Origin of the sequence: Halorhabdus salina (genome assembly GCF_013839425.1) — an archaeon.
GTDB classification, from domain to species: domain Archaea; phylum Halobacteriota; class Halobacteria; order Halobacteriales; family Haloarculaceae; genus Halorhabdus; species Halorhabdus salina.
On sequence record NZ_JACDNP010000009.1, the window covers coordinates 1 to 16450 of the forward strand.

General features: G+C 63.5%; 15 protein-coding genes. 4 read left to right on the top strand and 11 right to left on the bottom strand.

What is annotated here, in order from left to right:
- The 6 genes from HZR20_RS14360 to HZR20_RS11365 all read right to left on the bottom strand — a co-directional run.
- On the bottom strand, positions 1–337 hold a 337-nt coding region (locus HZR20_RS14360; protein WP_220132761.1), incomplete at its 3' end, for a hypothetical protein.
- A 283-nt stretch (positions 338–620) separates the two neighbouring features.
- Entirely contained in the window at positions 621–1388 is a 768-nt protein-coding gene (gene proC / locus HZR20_RS11345; RefSeq protein WP_181686861.1) for a pyrroline-5-carboxylate reductase, read from the bottom strand.
- Positions 1389–1495: 107 nt separating this feature from the next.
- Positions 1496–2215 carry a DNA-directed RNA polymerase subunit epsilon gene (locus tag HZR20_RS11350; protein ID WP_181686862.1) on the bottom strand — a complete coding sequence of 240 codons (720 nt, stop codon included), beginning with the start codon at positions 2213–2215 and terminating at the stop codon, positions 1496–1498.
- Positions 2216–2535: 320 nt separating this feature from the next.
- A complete protein-coding gene (locus tag HZR20_RS11355; protein WP_181686863.1) occupies positions 2536–3120 on the bottom strand; it encodes a uracil-DNA glycosylase in 585 nt (194 codons plus the stop codon).
- 76 nt (positions 3121–3196) lie between these two features.
- Positions 3197–3754 carry an endonuclease dU gene (locus HZR20_RS11360; protein ID WP_181686864.1) on the bottom strand — a complete coding sequence of 186 codons (558 nt, stop codon included), beginning with the start codon at positions 3752–3754 and terminating at the stop codon, positions 3197–3199.
- Positions 3755–3826: 72 nt separating this feature from the next.
- Complete coding sequence (locus HZR20_RS11365; RefSeq protein WP_181686865.1) at positions 3827–4006, bottom strand: DUF5786 family protein; 180 nt, start codon at positions 4004–4006, stop codon at positions 3827–3829.
- A gap of 129 nt (positions 4007–4135) precedes the next feature.
- On the opposite strand from HZR20_RS11365, the gene HZR20_RS11370 reads away from it, so the two are divergent.
- A complete protein-coding gene (locus HZR20_RS11370) occupies positions 4136–4741 on the top strand; it encodes an MBL fold metallo-hydrolase (protein WP_181686866.1) in 606 nt (201 codons plus the stop codon).
- A 192-nt stretch (positions 4742–4933) separates the two neighbouring features.
- Entirely contained in the window at positions 4934–6292 is a 1359-nt protein-coding gene (serS, locus tag HZR20_RS11375; RefSeq protein WP_181686867.1) for a serine--tRNA ligase, read from the top strand.
- A gap of 335 nt (positions 6293–6627) precedes the next feature.
- On the opposite strand, the gene thsB is transcribed toward serS, so the two are convergent.
- From thsB to HZR20_RS11395, 4 genes are all read right to left on the bottom strand, one after another.
- A complete protein-coding gene (gene thsB / locus HZR20_RS11380; protein WP_181686952.1) occupies positions 6628–8271 on the bottom strand; it encodes a thermosome subunit beta in 1644 nt (547 codons plus the stop codon).
- 215 nt (positions 8272–8486) lie between these two features.
- Positions 8487–9512, bottom strand: coding sequence for a lysylphosphatidylglycerol synthase transmembrane domain-containing protein (locus HZR20_RS11385; RefSeq protein ID WP_181686868.1), 1026 nt, complete (start codon positions 9510–9512; stop codon positions 8487–8489).
- A gap of 26 nt (positions 9513–9538) precedes the next feature.
- Positions 9539–10687: a sulfatase-like hydrolase/transferase gene (locus tag HZR20_RS11390; protein WP_181686869.1), complete on the bottom strand. Its 1149-nt coding sequence runs from the start codon at positions 10685–10687 to the stop codon at positions 9539–9541.
- Positions 10688–10757: 70 nt separating this feature from the next.
- Positions 10758–11624 carry a polysaccharide deacetylase family protein gene (locus HZR20_RS11395; protein ID WP_181686870.1) on the bottom strand — a complete coding sequence of 289 codons (867 nt, stop codon included), beginning with the start codon at positions 11622–11624 and terminating at the stop codon, positions 10758–10760.
- A 97-nt stretch (positions 11625–11721) separates the two neighbouring features.
- Between HZR20_RS11395 and HZR20_RS11400 the strand changes: the two genes are divergently transcribed.
- Positions 11722–12810: a glycosyltransferase family 2 protein gene (locus HZR20_RS11400; protein WP_181686871.1), complete on the top strand. Its 1089-nt coding sequence runs from the start codon at positions 11722–11724 to the stop codon at positions 12808–12810.
- 82 nt (positions 12811–12892) lie between these two features.
- Positions 12893–14716, top strand: a complete 1824-nt coding sequence (locus HZR20_RS11405; protein WP_181686872.1) for a glycosyltransferase family 39 protein — start codon at positions 12893–12895, stop codon at positions 14714–14716.
- Here the strand turns inward: HZR20_RS11405 and HZR20_RS11410 are convergent.
- Positions 14713–16278 (bottom strand): globin-coupled sensor protein, encoded by a 1566-nt coding sequence (locus HZR20_RS11410; RefSeq protein WP_181686873.1) that lies wholly within the window; start codon positions 16276–16278, stop codon positions 14713–14715. The genes HZR20_RS11405 and HZR20_RS11410 overlap by 4 nt on opposite strands.
- Positions 16279–16450 lie beyond the last annotated feature (172 nt).

Genomic DNA, 16450 nt, shown 5'->3' on the forward strand with positions numbered 1-16450 from the left:
TTGTAATACGGATCTCAGCGTTAATACAATTCAACTCCTGAACAGCCCCTAATTCCGTGGATATTTCTGTGTTTGATCCTTCAATAGTGGCGAAAATATGGTACTCTGCTGGTGTCTTCGAAAATGTCTCTCCAAGCACAGCGAGCGATTTACGCCCATCACTCCGAGCAGAAACTTCGATAGTTTTGTTGACTATCACTTCACCGTTACGTTCAATTTTACTCTGAAGAGTATGTGCCGTGTCGTCAAGATTCCGAACAATAACAGAATCTACGGTGGCTTCTGAAATCGATTGGTTATTTTCAAGACACCCAGTAGTGATGATGCCCGCGCACACAGTGAGCATGGATCGGCGTGATAGCATATTTATTTTATTTAGTATATACTATTCTACAATACTTTTTCTTTTCGGAGTAGTTTGACTTATTTGCTGGGCCGAATAGAATCACATCCATAATTGGTTGTTCAACCTGATACATAGTCACGTAACGGAATTTCGATATCTTGCTTCCAGCAGTGCCGCCAACTCGTGGTTCTGGCGTCACAGCCACAACTATTTCATCATACCCAAAAGACATGCGCGGCTCATTTGGATCGCGTCGTCGGGAACCGCCTTGCTGTCACTTATCGGCGACCTCGCTGGTAATCTCCGCCGAGCGGCGTTCGGTCGCTTTCACGGTCTCAGCGAGGACGGCTTCGACGTCACTGTCCCACAGGACGTCCATGCCTTCGATCGTCGTTCCGCCCTCGGTTGCGACGGCGTCGATCAGTTCCTCGACGCTCTCATCGCTCTGGAGGACAGTCTCGGCGGCCCCCTTGAACGTCTGTGCCGCGAGTGCCTGGGCGGCGTCCGGGTCGAGCCCACCCGCGACGCCCGCTTCGGCCATCGCGCCGATCAGGTAGAAGACAAAGGCCGGCCCGCTGCCGTTGATCGCGGTCGCGAGGTCCATCTGTGCTTCCTCGATTGTCACCCAGGTACCCAGATCGGCAAGCAGTGCGGCAACGTCTCCCCCTGGTTCGGGCGTCACTGCCGCAGCCATCTCGCCGAACTCGGCAGCGAGGTTGGGCATCATCCGGACGACTGCGGCATCCGTTCGCGCCGCCAGGAAGTCGGTTGAGACGCCCGCCGCCACCGAGACGACCGTCTGGTCGGCCGAAAGATCCGCTTCGCGCAGGACCTCTCCCACGATGTCCGGCTCGACAGCGAGTACGACGACCGGTGACTCGACCGCTGTCGGGTCAGTCGTCGTCTCGTCAGCGACGCCCGTGAGGGCATCAAGCGCCGATTCGTCGACGTCGCAGGCCGTCACCCGGTGCTCGCTGTCAGCGAGCCCGCGGACGATCGCCCCGCCCATGTGGCCACAGCCGATGACGCTCGCGTGAACCATTCTCTGGCTATTGCTCGATCACTGAGCGATATACCAATGGCGATTCCGTCTCGGCTTTCGTGAGTATTCGAGACGATCGAAGACAGCCAGAATCGTTTTTGCACCAGTCACTCGGAGACCGCCCAGATCTGGACGTTCTGGCCGGAGCGGCCGAAGACGGCGTCTTGAAGCCCCTGCTCGTCGAGTTGCTCGTCCAGAACGCGATCGAGCCGATTGACGCTGGTCATGTCCAGATCGTACGTCTCGAGCAGGTGCCGGTATCGCTCGTCGTCGGTGATCGACTCGAAGTGATCGTACAGCGAGGCCATTTCGTCGGGCGTCAATTCGGCGAGTCGCTCGGGATCGTCCAGGCCGAGTGCACCCTGGCGCTCGCTGTCGACGACGTGCTGGATGGCGACCAGGGCGACTTTGGGGATCGCCCGCTGGCTGCCAAATGCCGTGAGATCGATTTCGGTCATGATGCCCAGCACGCGATCGCGTTCCCAGGGCGTCAGATCCAGGGCGTTACACAGGGCGTGAGTGATCCGGGCCTTGTCGAGGCGGTGCATCCGCTCGGCGTGACCGGCCATTGCGGGATGTTGTTCGTCGTGTAAGCGCCGCAGCGAGTCAGCAAGGTCGTCGCCGGGTCGGTCGGGCCGACCGATCGTGGTGGCACTCGGCGTGACCATATCCCACTGCCTGATCAGTTCGTCTCGCCGGGCCTGTGCCCGCGAAAGTGAGCCGTCGCCCGGCTGGGTGGAGACGTCCCGCTGCTGGCGCCACTCGCGACGCTCACGCTCGGCCGGTTCGGCGACCTGTCCACCGCTGTCGACGCCCTCGCCGTTCATCGTCACCTAGTCGTCGCTACGGACAGTTGAATCCACGGGCTACGCAGCCGTGGCTCGTGTACGAAAAATCACCTCAGAAACCCCGTCTATATCTTCACCTTATAACCAGAACCACTTAAAGAAACGACGCTGGTTCTGCCCAAGACCGAGTGGATCGCATCATGCAGACACTCGATGACGCCCCGTGTAGCCTCGGCTCCGGGAAATGCGGGCCTTGGACGTTCGACCCCTCTCGGGTTCCAGTCGACGAATACGCTTTCACGCTCGAACGCCGGCCGGTTCATCGTCCCGGGCCGTTCGCCGTCGATCAAGGTGGACAGTTAGAAGTCGCCCAGTTCCGCCTGCCCACCGTCGCCGGCCAGCTCGCTCGCCTGCTCGATGGTCGACTCGAACGTCTCGCGCTGACTGCGATCGTACAGCGTCGCCGCTGGATGGACACACACCAGCACGCGCCGAGTCGTCCCACTGATCTCGACGTCCTCGATCGATCCCGCTTCGTTCGTGACGGCGAGGTCCCGGCCGAGCAGGTGTTCGCCGGGCACCTTCCCCAGCGTGACGATCACTTCGGGATCGACAATCTCGATCTCGCGTTCGAGGTACGGTCGGCAATTTGCCAGTTCCCCGCTCGTTGGATCGCGATTCTCGGGTGGGCGACACCGCACGCAGTTGGTGATGCGCACGTCCGCCCGAGCCAGTCCTGCGTCCCGCAACCCATCGTCGAGGACGTCCCCGCTCCGGCCGACGAACGGTTCGCCTCCCTGATCCTCCTGCTCGCCCGGGGCTTCGCCGACGAACAGCAGGTCGGCGTCGGCGGGCCCCACGCCGTCGACGATTCGCGAGCGCGACTCGACGAGCGCTTCGCAACGTCGACAGCCGGTCACGGAAAGGTCGTCCATGTGTTCCATGGCCGGGGGTGTGGGCCGTGTCGGCAAAAGCGTCGCTATCGATCCCGAGGCGTTCGCTGGACACTGGCGCTCAGCTTTACTGCACGTCGAATTCCGCATCGGCGGCTCTGGCGGCCAGTCGAGCCACCCGAAGTGGTTCGGGCCGCCCGCCCTCGGGCGTGAACGCGCGGACGAGTTCTCGGGCCGCCTCGTGATCACAGCCGACCTGTCGGACGAAGACAGTCTCGTCGTTGACGGTGACGCGCTCGCGTGGGGGTTGGGCCCGGTACGTTGCCAGCCGCCAGTCGAGTGCGTCGCCGTCGAACTCCGCACGGAGCGTCGCTTCGAGGCCCGAACTGTCCTCGAAAGTGACGGCAATGACGGGCAGTCCCGTCTCGTCGTGCAGCCTCGGCAGGTCGAAGAGGTTGAACCACGCGGGTGCGATCCCCGCGAGGATGAGGTAGTGGACGTCGGCCCGGTCCAGGCGGTCGACCATCTCGATGACGGTTGCGGTCGCGTCACGACCGCCGACCGTACACCGACCGAACACGAACCCGTCGACGACGCGACTCGCGCGGACGACTGCGCCACAGAGCGTCGATTGCTTGCCGGAAAAGGATTCGGCGATTCCGAGGGCACGGACGCCGGATTTCATGGCGGTGACCGTCTCGGGCGGTCGAAGAGAGGTCCCTCGAGGGTGGTCCCGGCGACGGCCACGCCAGTCACGTCACGTGTTCTCCTTGATATCGGATAACTGATCGAGCAGTTCGTCGTTCGAAGCGGTGAATTCGAACTCGACGTCGCCGTTGTGTGTGTTTTCTTCGGCGTTAACCCCGTCATCATCGTCGAAATCGGCATCAAGGTCCTGCTTGTCCTGTTCGGATTCGTCGTAGCTTCCGAACCCCATGTCATGTGAGACTATGACTTTCGTGGTGAAAAATCACACGCACTCTCCGTGTTTTATGCTAACGAGACAGACCAGGGACCATCCCGGACCACCGTCAGACTCAACAGCACGCTGGTCCCACGCTCGTGTATGGACGTTTACAATGTCACAGCCGACGCGGAGACGTTCACCTGCAACGCCTACCTGGCGACCGGTGACCGCCCGACGATCGTCGATCCCGGATCGATGGCTGGCGTCGTCGACGTCATCCGCGAGTATAGTGACGAGGTTGACGCCGTCGTGCTCACCCACCAGCATGGCGATCACGTCGCCGAACTCGATGCCGTCCTCGATGCCTTCGACGCCGAGCTGTACGCCTATGCTGCACATCCACGCCGGACGGACGCACTCGCGGACGGTGACACGCTCCAGGTCGGCGACGAGTCCTTCGAGGTCGTCTATACGCCCGGCCACGCCGACGATCACGTCTCGCTGCTCAGCGAGTCGACGCTGTTCTCGGGTGACGTCGTGGTCCACAACGATGGGGCCTTCGAGTACGGTAGTTTCGGCCGGACGGACAACCCGGGCCAGTCTCGCGAGCGACTTATCGAGAGCATCCGTGAAATCCTCGACCGGTTGCCCGAGGGTGTCGAGCACATGTACAGCGGCCACGGCGGCGTCTTCCACGGCGACGTCAGGGACGTCGTCGAGACGGCATTAGAGCGGGCCGAAAAGCGAGAGCCGAAATACGACTGACGGATCGTCAGTTGCGACCCACTCGACTGCTCGGGATGCGTTGATTCGACCCGCGAGTTTCTTTAAGTGCTTCTGGTTACAAGGTGAAGATATAGACGGGGTTTCTCCGGAAAGCCGATCGACGAGCAACTGCTGTTTCCGGGAGACGGCCAGAGCGATACGGTTTTGAAACGCCACCGAGAAACAGCGTCCATGTTATCACGCCAGTACGTCCGCGAGCATCCCGGGGAGGTTCGAGAGATCCTCGCCGCTCGCGGCGTCACGGACGTCGACCTCGACGAAATCCTGGAGATCGACGAAGAGTGGCGCGAACTGAAAGCCCGCGGTGACGACCTGCGACACGAGCGTAACGAAGTCTCCTCGAAGATCGGCGAGTTGAAACAGGCTGGCGACGAGGAAGCGGCCCAGGAGGCCATCGAGCGCTCCCAGGAACTCAAGGCCGAACTGCAGGACGTCGAACAGCGTGCCGACGAACTCGAAACCGAACTCGAAGAGCGACTGCTGGAGATTCCGAACATCCCCCAGGAGGGCGTTCCCGAGGGCGAGGACGAAAGCGACAACGTTGAAGTCCGCCGGTGGGGATTCGACCAATTGCGTGATCTGCCCGACGAGGTGACCCCACACTACGATCTCGGCGAGCAGTTGGACATTCTGGACTTCGAGCGCGGGGCGAAAGTCTCGGGTGGTGGCTTTTACTTCCTGAAAGGCGAAGCGGCCCGGCTGGAACACGCGCTTATCCAGTTCATGCGGGACGTTCACCGCGAGCAGGACTATCAGGAGGTATTTCCGCCAATCCCCGTCAACAGCGAGTCGATGACGGGCACGGGCCAGCTCCCGAAATTCGCCGACGACGCCTACAAACTCGAAGACGAGGACCTCTGGCTGTGTCCCACAGCCGAGGTGCCGGTGACGAACATGTATCGCGACGAGATTCTGCTGGCCGACGATCTGCCGCTGAAACACCAGGCCTACACGCCGAATTTCCGCCAGGAAGCAGGCGAGCACGGCACCGAGACCCGCGGGATGGTCCGCGTCCACCAGTTCAACAAGGTGGAGCTGGTCAACTTCGTCGAACCAGCGGAGAGCGACGAACGTCTGGAGGGACTGCTGGACGAGGCCGAAGCGGTGCTCCGTCGCCTTGGATTGCCGTATCGGGTGCTCGACCTCTGTACTGGCGATCTGACCTTCGCCTCGGCGAAAACCTACGATATCGAAGTCTGGGCACCGGGCGACGACATGGACGACGGCCCCGCGGAAGGGGGCCGCTGGCTCGAAGTGTCCTCGGCGTCGAACTTCGAGGACTTCCAGGCCCGACGGGCCGGCCTGCGCTATCGGCCAGAACGTCACGAATCCGCCGACTACCTCCACACGCTGAACGCCTCCGGGGTGGCGTTGCCTCGCGTCCTCGTCGCGATCCTCGAATACTACCAGAACGACGACGGGACCGTGACCGTGCCCGAGGCGCTCGTCCCGTACATGGACGGTGCCGAGCGCATCGAGGGGTCGGAGAAGGTCGGTGAAAGTGCCCTCGGGGCCGGCGATCGGGACTGAACTACTGACTCGATTCTGACGCTCTCGGCTTTCTCGCTAGCTACCAATTCTCAGCCGGCAGTTGAATCTCCCTGCCAAGAGTGATGCGTAGAACAGTCTGAAAACGAGTCACTGCACGTCCAAAGGGGCTCGGAGTGGACATCGGCCGGGCTCGTCTCGCAGGCCAACGGCCCGTTCGCCTGTAACGAAACCTCCGCTTCACGCAGGCCCCGCTTGCCTCGCGGGTCGGTACCTCCCCGCTCGGCTGTCCGGAGAGCCTCAGTTCCTTCGACTCTTCTGGCTCGCGGCTTCGCCGCTCGCCTTCTCGAGGTTTCTCGCTGCGCTGGAAACCTCGCTTACATCATGCCGCCCATACCGCCACCCATACCGCCCATACCGCCGGGGGCGCCGCCCGGACCGCCCGCACCGCCTTCGCCTTCCGTCTGTTCGGCCTGGATGATGTCGTCGATCTTCAGGACCAGGTTTGCGGCTTCTGCAGCACTGGATAGTGCCTGGGTCTTGGCGTGGGCCGGCTCGACGACACCGTCATCGTAGGTGTCGACGACGTCGCCACTGAAGACGTTCAGCCCGGCGCGTTCATCGCCGCTCTCGTGGGCTGAGCGAAGCTCGACTAGCGTGTCGATCGAATCGAGGCCGGCGTTCTCGGCGAGGACGCGCGGAACGAGTTCGAGCGCGTCGGCGAACGCTTCGACCGCGAGCTGTTCACGGCCACTGACGCTGTCGGCGTAATCGCGGATGCGACCAGCGAGTTCAACCTCGGTCGCGCCGCCACCAGCCAGGACGCGACCGTCGCTGACGGTTGAGGCGACGACATCTAAGGCGTCGTTGATCCCCCGCTCGAGTTCATCACTGACGTGTTCGGTCGACCCACGGATCAACAGCGTCACACCGTGCCCGTCGCTCTCGACGACGAACCACTCATCGTCGTCGTCCCGGGAGATGTCGCCGGTCCCGAGGTCGGCATTGGTCAGCGATTCCAGGTCCGAGACGATCCGCGCGCCCAGAACTTCCGTGAGGAACTCGATGTCGGATTTCTTTGCGCGCTCGACGGCGAGAATGTCCCGCTTGGCCAGGAGGTGCTCGACCATGTCGTCGATACCCTTCTGGCAGAAGACGACGTCAGCGCCCGTCTCGTCGATCGTCTCGACCATCTCCCGGAGCTGGGCTTCTTCTTGCTCGATGAATTGCTGGAGCTGCTCGGGGTCGTCGACGCTGAGCTGGGCGTCGGCTTCGGTCTCGTCGAGTTCCAGTGCCGTATCCAGCAGGAGGACGTTCGCGTCCGTGAGGTTCGTCGGCATGTCCTCGTGGACGGGGTCCTCGTCGACGACTGCACCCTCGACGAGCTTCGAGTCGCTTGCGGGTCGGCCCGGCTTGGACTCGATGTCGATGAACTCCAGGTCGACGATCGTCGAGCCGTTGTCGGCGTCGACGGTGACGGCCTGGATCGCGCTGACGACCAGATCCGAGAGGAGGTCCAGATTGAGTTCAGCACCCTTGCCGGTCATGCTCGTCTCGGCGACGGACTTGAGAATCGCCTCGTCGTCGGGCTCGACGGTCTCGGCGATGTCGTCGATCTCCTCGCGGGCCTGTTTGACGGCCATATCGAACCCGCGAATGATCGCTGTCGGGTGGATGTCCTGCTCCAGCAGGTCCTCGGCGTTTTTCAGGAGCTCGCCCGCCGTGGCGACTGCCGTCGTCGTGCCGTCGCCAGCTTCGTCCTCCTGGGCCTCGGCGACTTCGACGACCATCTCCGCGGTCGGGTTGTCGATGTCCATCTCCTGGAGGATGGTGACGCCGTCGTTGGTGATCGTGACGTCTCCGATCTGGGAGACGAGCATCTTGTCCATGCCCTTCGGTCCGAGTGTCGACCGGACCGACTGCGCGACCGCTCGAGCCGCCGAAATGTTGTGGCTTTGGGCGTCCTGATCCTTCATCCGCTGGGCCTCGTCGTCGAGAATGACCATCGGTTGGCCCTGCATTTGCTGGCTCATGTGTCGATCGAAAGTTTGTCTGTGGTTCTATATAAATGTACGGGTTTCTGTGCCCGCCCGTGACGTGGATCGCACGCCACTGTTTGGCCAATAATCGCAGTACAGCGGGCAGAAATCGCTGACTATGTTACGGCATAACATGCGATTAGGCCGGATCCGTACATTGCATCCGCTGCGGTATTTATATACTATATAGCTCCTGTTCACTCGTCGCTCGTCCGGGAGAGATCAAGCTGAATCGTCGGGTACCAGCCCGCCAACGCCGGCAGATAGACGCCGAGAAAGCGATCGATGAGGATCGTCGGCGCGCCGACTGCCGGCGGGACGCCCAGTGCGGCCAGGACGAGCGTCCCCGAGGCCTCGGCGACGCCGACGCCACCGGGCGTGACGGGGACGAACGTGACGGCGTAGGCGGTCACCAGCGCCAGCGGCAGGAGGATCGCCGGCGTGAACGGCTCGCCGACGGCGTCTAAGAGCAGCCAGCTCCGTGCGCCGGGGACGACCATCAGCGCGATGACCCACCCAGAAGCGTACGTGACTGGCGTCCGGGGGGAACCGAGCAGCGTGGAAAACGTCTCGGCGGCCTCGGCGCTCAGGTCCGGCAGCGCCCCCAGAAACCGCTCGATTGCCCCGCCCGCAAGCGGGATGCGATGGGTCGGGATTCGGCGTTCAATCGTGCTCGCGAGCGCGCCCACGCCGTCGAGGCGTGTCCCAGCCACGATCACCGTCAGTCCCACGACCAGGTAGACCCCCGCCGATGCCGCGAGGGCGAATAGCAACCACGGCTCCATCCGCATCCCGAATACCACCAGACCGAGGGTGGCGACCAGTCCATACAGCATCGCGTACAGCGCCGTGTGGAGTGCAGCGACCGCGACGAGCGGACCCCAGGACTGGCCCGTGTACTGCCGGAGGACGGCAGGCGCGAGCGACCGCCCGACGGCCTGGGTCGGGCTGAGATGATTGACGAACGCGACTGACAGCGTCGTGCCTGCCGCCACGCGAAACGGCGTCCGAGTGAGTCGATTGAGCAGGACGTGCCAGGTCCAAAAGCGAGCCAGCAGCCCCACGATCGACAGGCCGAGGATCGCCAGGACGACGAGCGGCTCGATCCGGCCGAAGGTGCGAACGATTCGTCCCCAGTCGGTCTGGCTCACCAGCCACGCGAGCACCGCCAGTCCGATCGCGTAGCGGGCGGCGGTCACCAGCCGCTGGCGTCTCTCACTCATCGTTTCGCTCCTCCCTTCGAGGCCGGCTAGCCGGCGTCGGCATACCCCAGGTCCTTGAGTTGTTGCTCGACGTCCGCCGAGACGTCACTCGAACTGACGGCCGCTGTCTCTTCGCCACGGTGGAGCGATACCTCGGCGTCGCGAGCAATGAGTTTCCGCTCGAAGTCCTGCCAGCAGACCGTCGCCTCTTCGTGCCACGGCGCGACCGTTATCGTCTGTTCGGTCCGAGAACTCGTGAGATCAGTCCCTTGCCAGGCGTCGGGGATCTCCAGGCCGACGCCCGCAGCCAGCGTCGGTGCGATATCGAGCAGGCTCAGCCGGTCTCCGAGCGTCTCGACGCCGTCGAGGACGACCGGGACTTGAATGAGCGAGTCGGCCACCCGGCGGCGATAGCCCTGGTGGTAGTAGTAGCCGTCTTCGCCGAGTTCTTCACCGTGGTCGGCCGCGAACGCGAAAATTGGATCGCTGTCGATCGTTTCGAGCAACTGCTCGATCCGCTCGTCGGCCCGTCCGAGTGCGTCACGATAGGCCGAGACGATCCGTTCGTGGCCCGCTTCGCTCACCTCGTTCGAGCCAAACCAGTGGCGACCGCCTGCGGCTTCGGCTGTTCGGTCGAGGTCGTTGGGGATCCCCTCGTCACCGGAGCCGTATGGGCGGTGGGTTCCCATGAGGTGAATCCAGAGGAACCGCGGCGCGTCGGCGTCGTTGAACTGCTCGATCGCGGTTTCGAGGACTTCCTCGTCGTCGGGCAGGTCGTCCATGTTGGCGGCCATCGGGTAGACTCGCCGGTAGACTTGCCGGACGACATCGAACGAGCCCAGGTACTCCCGGAGGCGGCTGCGCCGGTTCTTCGCTGGGTTGCCCGCGCCGGACATGAAATTGTCGTAGTAGTCGAAGCCGGCGTTGAAATCGAACGTCGGATCGGCCTGGGCCGAGGGGACGAGGCCGATAGTGATGTAGCCCGCCTCAGCGAGCACGTTCGCCAGTGTCGGCCCGATGACTTTCGATTCGATAGCGGCGCGCAACCGGGAGGATTGCAGCGCCGCCAGACTTGGGCGCGTGTAGTGACCGGCGGTCACGCCGGTGAGGACGTCGTGGCTGTCGAGAAACGACATCGCGTCGACGAAGTCCCGGCGCACGGAGTCGGCCGTCACGAGGACGATGTCGTCGGTCATGTCGGTCTTGGGTCAACCTCCCCCCGGGCGAATACAATAGCTTCGGTCTGGGCACGCGATCGGCCAGAATCTATCCGTCCGCGTCCGCTGGCGTGCCCGGTTCGAAGGCGTCAGTCTCGCTCTCAAGTACCGACCGGGCGGTGACGAACTCGAAGTCGGTGTTCAGGATACGTTCGAGCGCTCGCCACATCCACGCGCCGGTCCGGACGTACACGCGGCGGGGAACCCCCTCGACGCGTGGCAGATCGGCGAACTCCCAGGGGTGGACGTACAGCACGGGCGCGATCCCCCGCCTCGCCAGCCATCGCATCCCGGCGATCGTATAGCGGACGCCGAAAAACCGTAGCCACGTCCCCGTCAGGGGCAATCGCAGGCCGGGCATCACGGCGACCGGGAGTTCGCCGATCGACGCTGGCGCGCCAGACTGGATTGTGTCGGCGGTTGTCGGCCGCTGGGTCGACCACTCGCCGCCGTACCAGCCTGGGATCGATCGACACGGGACGGTACTGGAGTCATATCGGTAGCCCGTCTCGGCAAGCATCTCGAAGTGGTCGGCCGCGATCTCGAAGGAGGGTGCCCGGAACCCGGCCACTGGCTGGCCAGTGAGGGCTTCGAGGGACTCCCGCGAGTCCCGCAGTTCCGACCGTCGCCGGTCGGCATCGAGTTCCGTGAGGTGGCGGTGGGTCATCGTGTGCGAGGCGATCTCGTGGCCCTTCGAGGCGACTCGTTCGATCCGATCGGGGTGATCGCGGGCCAGTTCACCGACGACGAACCAGGTGGCCGTCGCCTCGTGGGCGTCGAGGGTCTCGACGAGACGGTCGATCTGTTCGGGGCCGACATCTGGATCGGGGACGGTGCCACTCGCTGTTCGATAGGCGGGCGTGTGAGCGAAGCTCTCGGCGTCGATCGTGAGGGCGGCCCGCGGTGGTGACGCCATGGGTCGGCCCGGGAGTTCTCGGCCGGTCCACGTACGCCTGTCGGTGTCGGCCGACGATGCACAAGGCCTAATATCCGCATCGCCGAGCGTCTAGCCAATGGGAACATTGCCCCTCCTGCCCCTCGATAGGGGGGTGACGGTCCTCCAGACGCCCGCGCTGGGGAGCCCGGAACTGACGACAGCCCTTGGTATCCTCGCCGTCGTCGTCCTCCTGTGGGGCCTGGAACGCTACCGGACGACCTTCTCGAAGGCGGAGTTGCTGGTCTCGCTTGCCCTCTCTGGGGGTATCGCGCTGATGGCCTTCGCGCCGACGATGTTCAACCGGATCGGGGCCCTGCTCAACATCGAACAGCGTCCGTTGGTCATCGCGCTGTTGTCGAACGTGACGCTGACGGTGCTCGTCCTCTGGCTGTTCGCCCGGACGCGCTCGAATCATCTCACGATCGGTGACCTCACGCGCTCGCTGACGGTCGAGCGCGCACCGACGGTCGAGACGCCCGAAGACCCGGTGGCGTTCGTCGTCATTCCGGCGTACAACGAAGGCGCGGCGGTCGCCGATGTGGTCGCTTCGCTACCCGAGCGTGCCGGGGGCTACGCCATCCAGGCGGTCGTCGTCTCGGACGGGTCGACGGACGACACTGCCACCGTGGTCGCTGACACGCGCGCAATGGTTGTCGAACACCCGATCAACCAGGGCCAGGGTGGCGCGCTCCAGACTGGCTTTGCGATCGCCCAACGCAACGGTGCCGACGCGGTCGTGACGATGGACGCTGACGGCCAGCACCCCGTCGAGTACCTCCAAGAGTTACTGGACCCAATTGCGACCGACCGGGCGGACTTCGTGGTCGGATCCCGATACGTCGGCGACGACCGTTCGGACAACGGGCCGGCCAGACAGGCGGGCATCAGGGTGTTCACGGCGCTGATCAACCTGGTCGCGAAACTCGATGTCACGGACTGTACCAACGGCTATCGAGCGATCCGCGGATCGGCCCTCTCCGAGCTGACGTTGACCGAAGAGCGCTTTAGCGCCCCCGAACTCCTGATCGAGGCCCGGAAGAACGCGCTCCGGATCGAGGAAGTGCCGGTGACGATCCGCGAGCGAGACGAAGGCGAGAGCAAGAAACCGACGCTTGGCTATGCCTTCGGGCTGACGCGGACAATTTTCGTCACCTGGCTGCGGTAGTTGTTCTGTCTTTGCTTCACAGCCGCCCGCTGCTCGGTCGCTCTCGGCAGGTTTATTCGGGCGAGCGCCGGATGGTCCCTCGATGGGCGCCCTCCGTGACTTGCTCGGACGCGCACGCGGACAGGTTAAAGCTGACCTGGCAGCAGACCGGAAACTCCGGTACATCCTGCTGTTGTCGGCGGCTCTGTCCCTGTTTTGGATCTGGCATCGTGTCCCCAACTTCGCGACCCGAGACGAGCGCTGGCGCGTCGTCGACCCGCTCGAAGTGCTGGGCTTCTACCTTGACGACCCGAGCGTCCAGGGGCTTCGGGACGGCCTGTCCCACTGGCGGGCCTACGGCCCGACGATGTATCTCTACGGGCTGACGGCGCTGCCGGTGATCGCGCTCACTGTGGTTTCGGGTGATCTCGGGATCTTCGCCAACATCCGGGCGGCCGCGACGAAGGATCTCTTCGCTCACTGGCACGCCCTCCCGGGCTGGGTCTGGACGGGGACGATCGTGCTCGCGCGGCTCACGACCGTCGTACTGGCGGTCGGGTGTGTCTATCTCGTCTATCGAATCGGGACGCAGTTGCGCGATCGTGCGACCGGTCGACTGGCTGCCCTCTTGTTGGCACTGACCTGGGCACTGGTTTCGCTGACTCACGAGGCAGGCGAAGACGTCCCAATGCTGTTTTGCTTACTTCTGGTCCTGTATCTCTCGCTCCGGTTCCTGGAAACCGGCGACGGGGACCTTGTGGTCGCCGGGGCAGGGCTGACTGGACTGGCGATGGCATTCAAGCTCACGGCGGGGATCGGCGTGATCTTCTTCGGAGTCGCGTACCTGCTCCGGGCCCGACGCTCGGCTGATTTCTGGGACTCGGTGTACCGACCGACGGTGATCAAGCGCTCGGTGGTACTTGGCCTGCTGGTGTTTTTCCTGTCGTTCCCGAGTGTCTTCGCCGAAGGGCCCATGGTCGTCCTCGAACGGATCGGCAGGGGTGTTTCGGCGAAATCCTCGCCCCACGGCTGGCTGTACGATCACCCCTCGTGGTGGTGGATCACTCGGAGTTACCTCAACGGCCTCGGCTGGCCGCTGTTCGTCGGCGTCCTCGGTGGCCTGGCTGCGACTCTCGGTCGACTCCGTGAACGGTCGCGAGAGACAGACGGCGTCATCGTCATCCTGTCGGGACTGGTCGTCGCACTCGGCGTGTTCTCGCTGTGGGCCTACCTCCGGACCCACCATCTCATGCCGACGATTCCGCTGCTCGTCCTGTTGTTGGCCATCGCACTCAGACGACTAGCCGAGCGCCGGAAGCGCCTCGCTCGCGTGCTGGTCGTCGGGCTGGTCGTATCGACGGCCATCTACACCGGGATCGGCACCGTCGGATACGCGTCCCAGCCACGTGACCAGGCCGTCTCGTACATTTCGAGCAACGCCGGGCCGAACGCGACGGTCGAAACCTACCCCTGGGATCCCCAGGAAGCGGCTGTCCCGCACGGGCTGGAGACCTATCGCTGGTCGAACCGGACCGATACAAGCCAGTCGATCGGCGACTGGATGGGCGACCTGCCCGAGCGGTGTCCGGACTTTATCGCTCTCAACCACCAGCAGGCAATGTTGTATCTCGCGTCAGAGAATCACAGTGCGCTCTCGGCGAGTTACACGGATCCCACCGTCGAGGCGTACCTCCGTGATCTTCTCTACACGGACACCTATCCCTACGAGATCGGCGGCCGGTTCGGCCCGGAACCGATCTTCCTATCGACTGGCTCGCCACGGGACTCGACGTGGGACCTCCTCCAGGCCGGCGTCAATCCGCGCTCGATACAGTACGGCGATCCACAGGACTTCGGCGTCGACCAGTACGTGATCGTCCTCGAACGGACGGGCAACTGCACGGTCGGTAGCCTCAGCGACCCCTAATCGTCTCGGTTCAACCGCCTGACTACCTCCTGAATCTGGCGGACGTTGGCCGTCTGTTCTTCGTTGGCGGCGGCCACCTCGTCGACCTCGTTGGCGATGGTCTCGGCCTGCTCGACGAGTTCGTCGACCATCGCGGCGACCTCCTCCGTGGATGCGGCTTGATCGTCGGTCGCTTCGGCGACTTCCTGAATACCCCCCGAGGTCTCAGTGATTGCGTCGACGATGTCCTCGAGATTCGCCATCGCAGCCTCGACCCGATCGATCCCCTGCTGGACCTGCTCGGTCGTCCGGGCGAGGCTCTCGACGGTCTGTTCGGTATCGTCCTGGATCGCGCCAACCATCGACTCGATCTCGCTGGCGTGTTCCTGTGACTCCCCGGCAAGTGACTTTACCTCGTCGGCGACGACCGCGAACCCGTCGCCAGCCTCGCCGGCACGGGCGGCCTCGATCGAGGCGTTCAGCGCGAGGATGTTCGTCTGTTCGGCGATGTCGTTGATCACGTCGACGACCTCGTCGATCTCACCGACGCGGCGCTGGAGACGATCGACATCCTCGGCCACGTCCTGGGCCGAGCCATCGACCGATTGCATGACGTCGATCGCGTCATCGGCCGCTTCGCGGCCGTCTTCGGCGAGTTGCTCGGCCTGCGCGCTGGTCTCGTCGACGTCCTCGGCGGTGGCGGCGATCTCCTCGATCGTCGCGCTCATGTTCGAGACCTCGCCAGCGACCTCGCTCACGTTCGTCGCCTGATTGTCGGTGACGTCGTTGATCTGTTCGGCACTCGCCGCGAGATCCTCGGCGGCGTCGTGGGTCTCATCGACCGCTTGCTCGACTTCGCTGGCGACCTCCCGACGGCGTTGTAACTCTCTCTCGACGCGCTGGTTGTACGAGTGGATGTAGGTGTCCATTGCCACCTGCTGATCGAGATTCAGGAGTTTCAGCGCCGACAGCGACCGTTCGACGATAGCGTCGATCGCTTCCTCCGGCGTCATTGTGTCCACTGATCCGTCAGGGTCGCTCTCTGGAGCGGCCGCATCGGCGTCACGTTCGCTGGCCACACCGACTGACATCGCCCCGCCGCCGTCAGTCGCGGCCAGTTCCGCTTTGACGTTCTCGGCGATCGTCTCCATGATCCCCTGATAGTAGATGACGTAGGCCCCGAGGTAGAACTTCGGCCCCATGTCCAGCATGTCGTGGAGCTTCCCGATCCGTGCCCGCCGGTCGAAGTACGACTGGTCGTATTCGCCATCCCCCAGCGCCCGAAGGTAGCCCGACTGGGTCTGTTTTAGCTGCTCGACGCCCTTGCTCGAGCGCCCCATCACGTCGACAGTGTCGCCGTACTCCTGCAGATGATCGTAAAATTCCTCAGCGAGGTCGTCTGCGAGATCGTCGAAATCCGCGGACATCCCGGCCAGTCGCTCGGCATCCGCCGCCTCGAACTGCGTGAAGGCTTTCCGCCAGCGGATCTCCTCGGCGTCGATCCCGATCTCGTCGGTCAGCGTCTCGCCGTCAACAGTTCGTCGCTTCTGGGCGTCGATAACGTCACGTTCGTTCGATGTCATGAGTGGGTTCTGGATGTCCCGCAGTCGGCCGGCCCGTGACGGGCACGGGTGTCGCGTCGTACGGGTCGTGACGACAATCTAGTTCTACCCACCGTAATGTTTTCCCTCCAATTTCAAATCTGATTTCTACTGGATTGTATTGGATATATATGAGGGAAGTGGACAAATACAC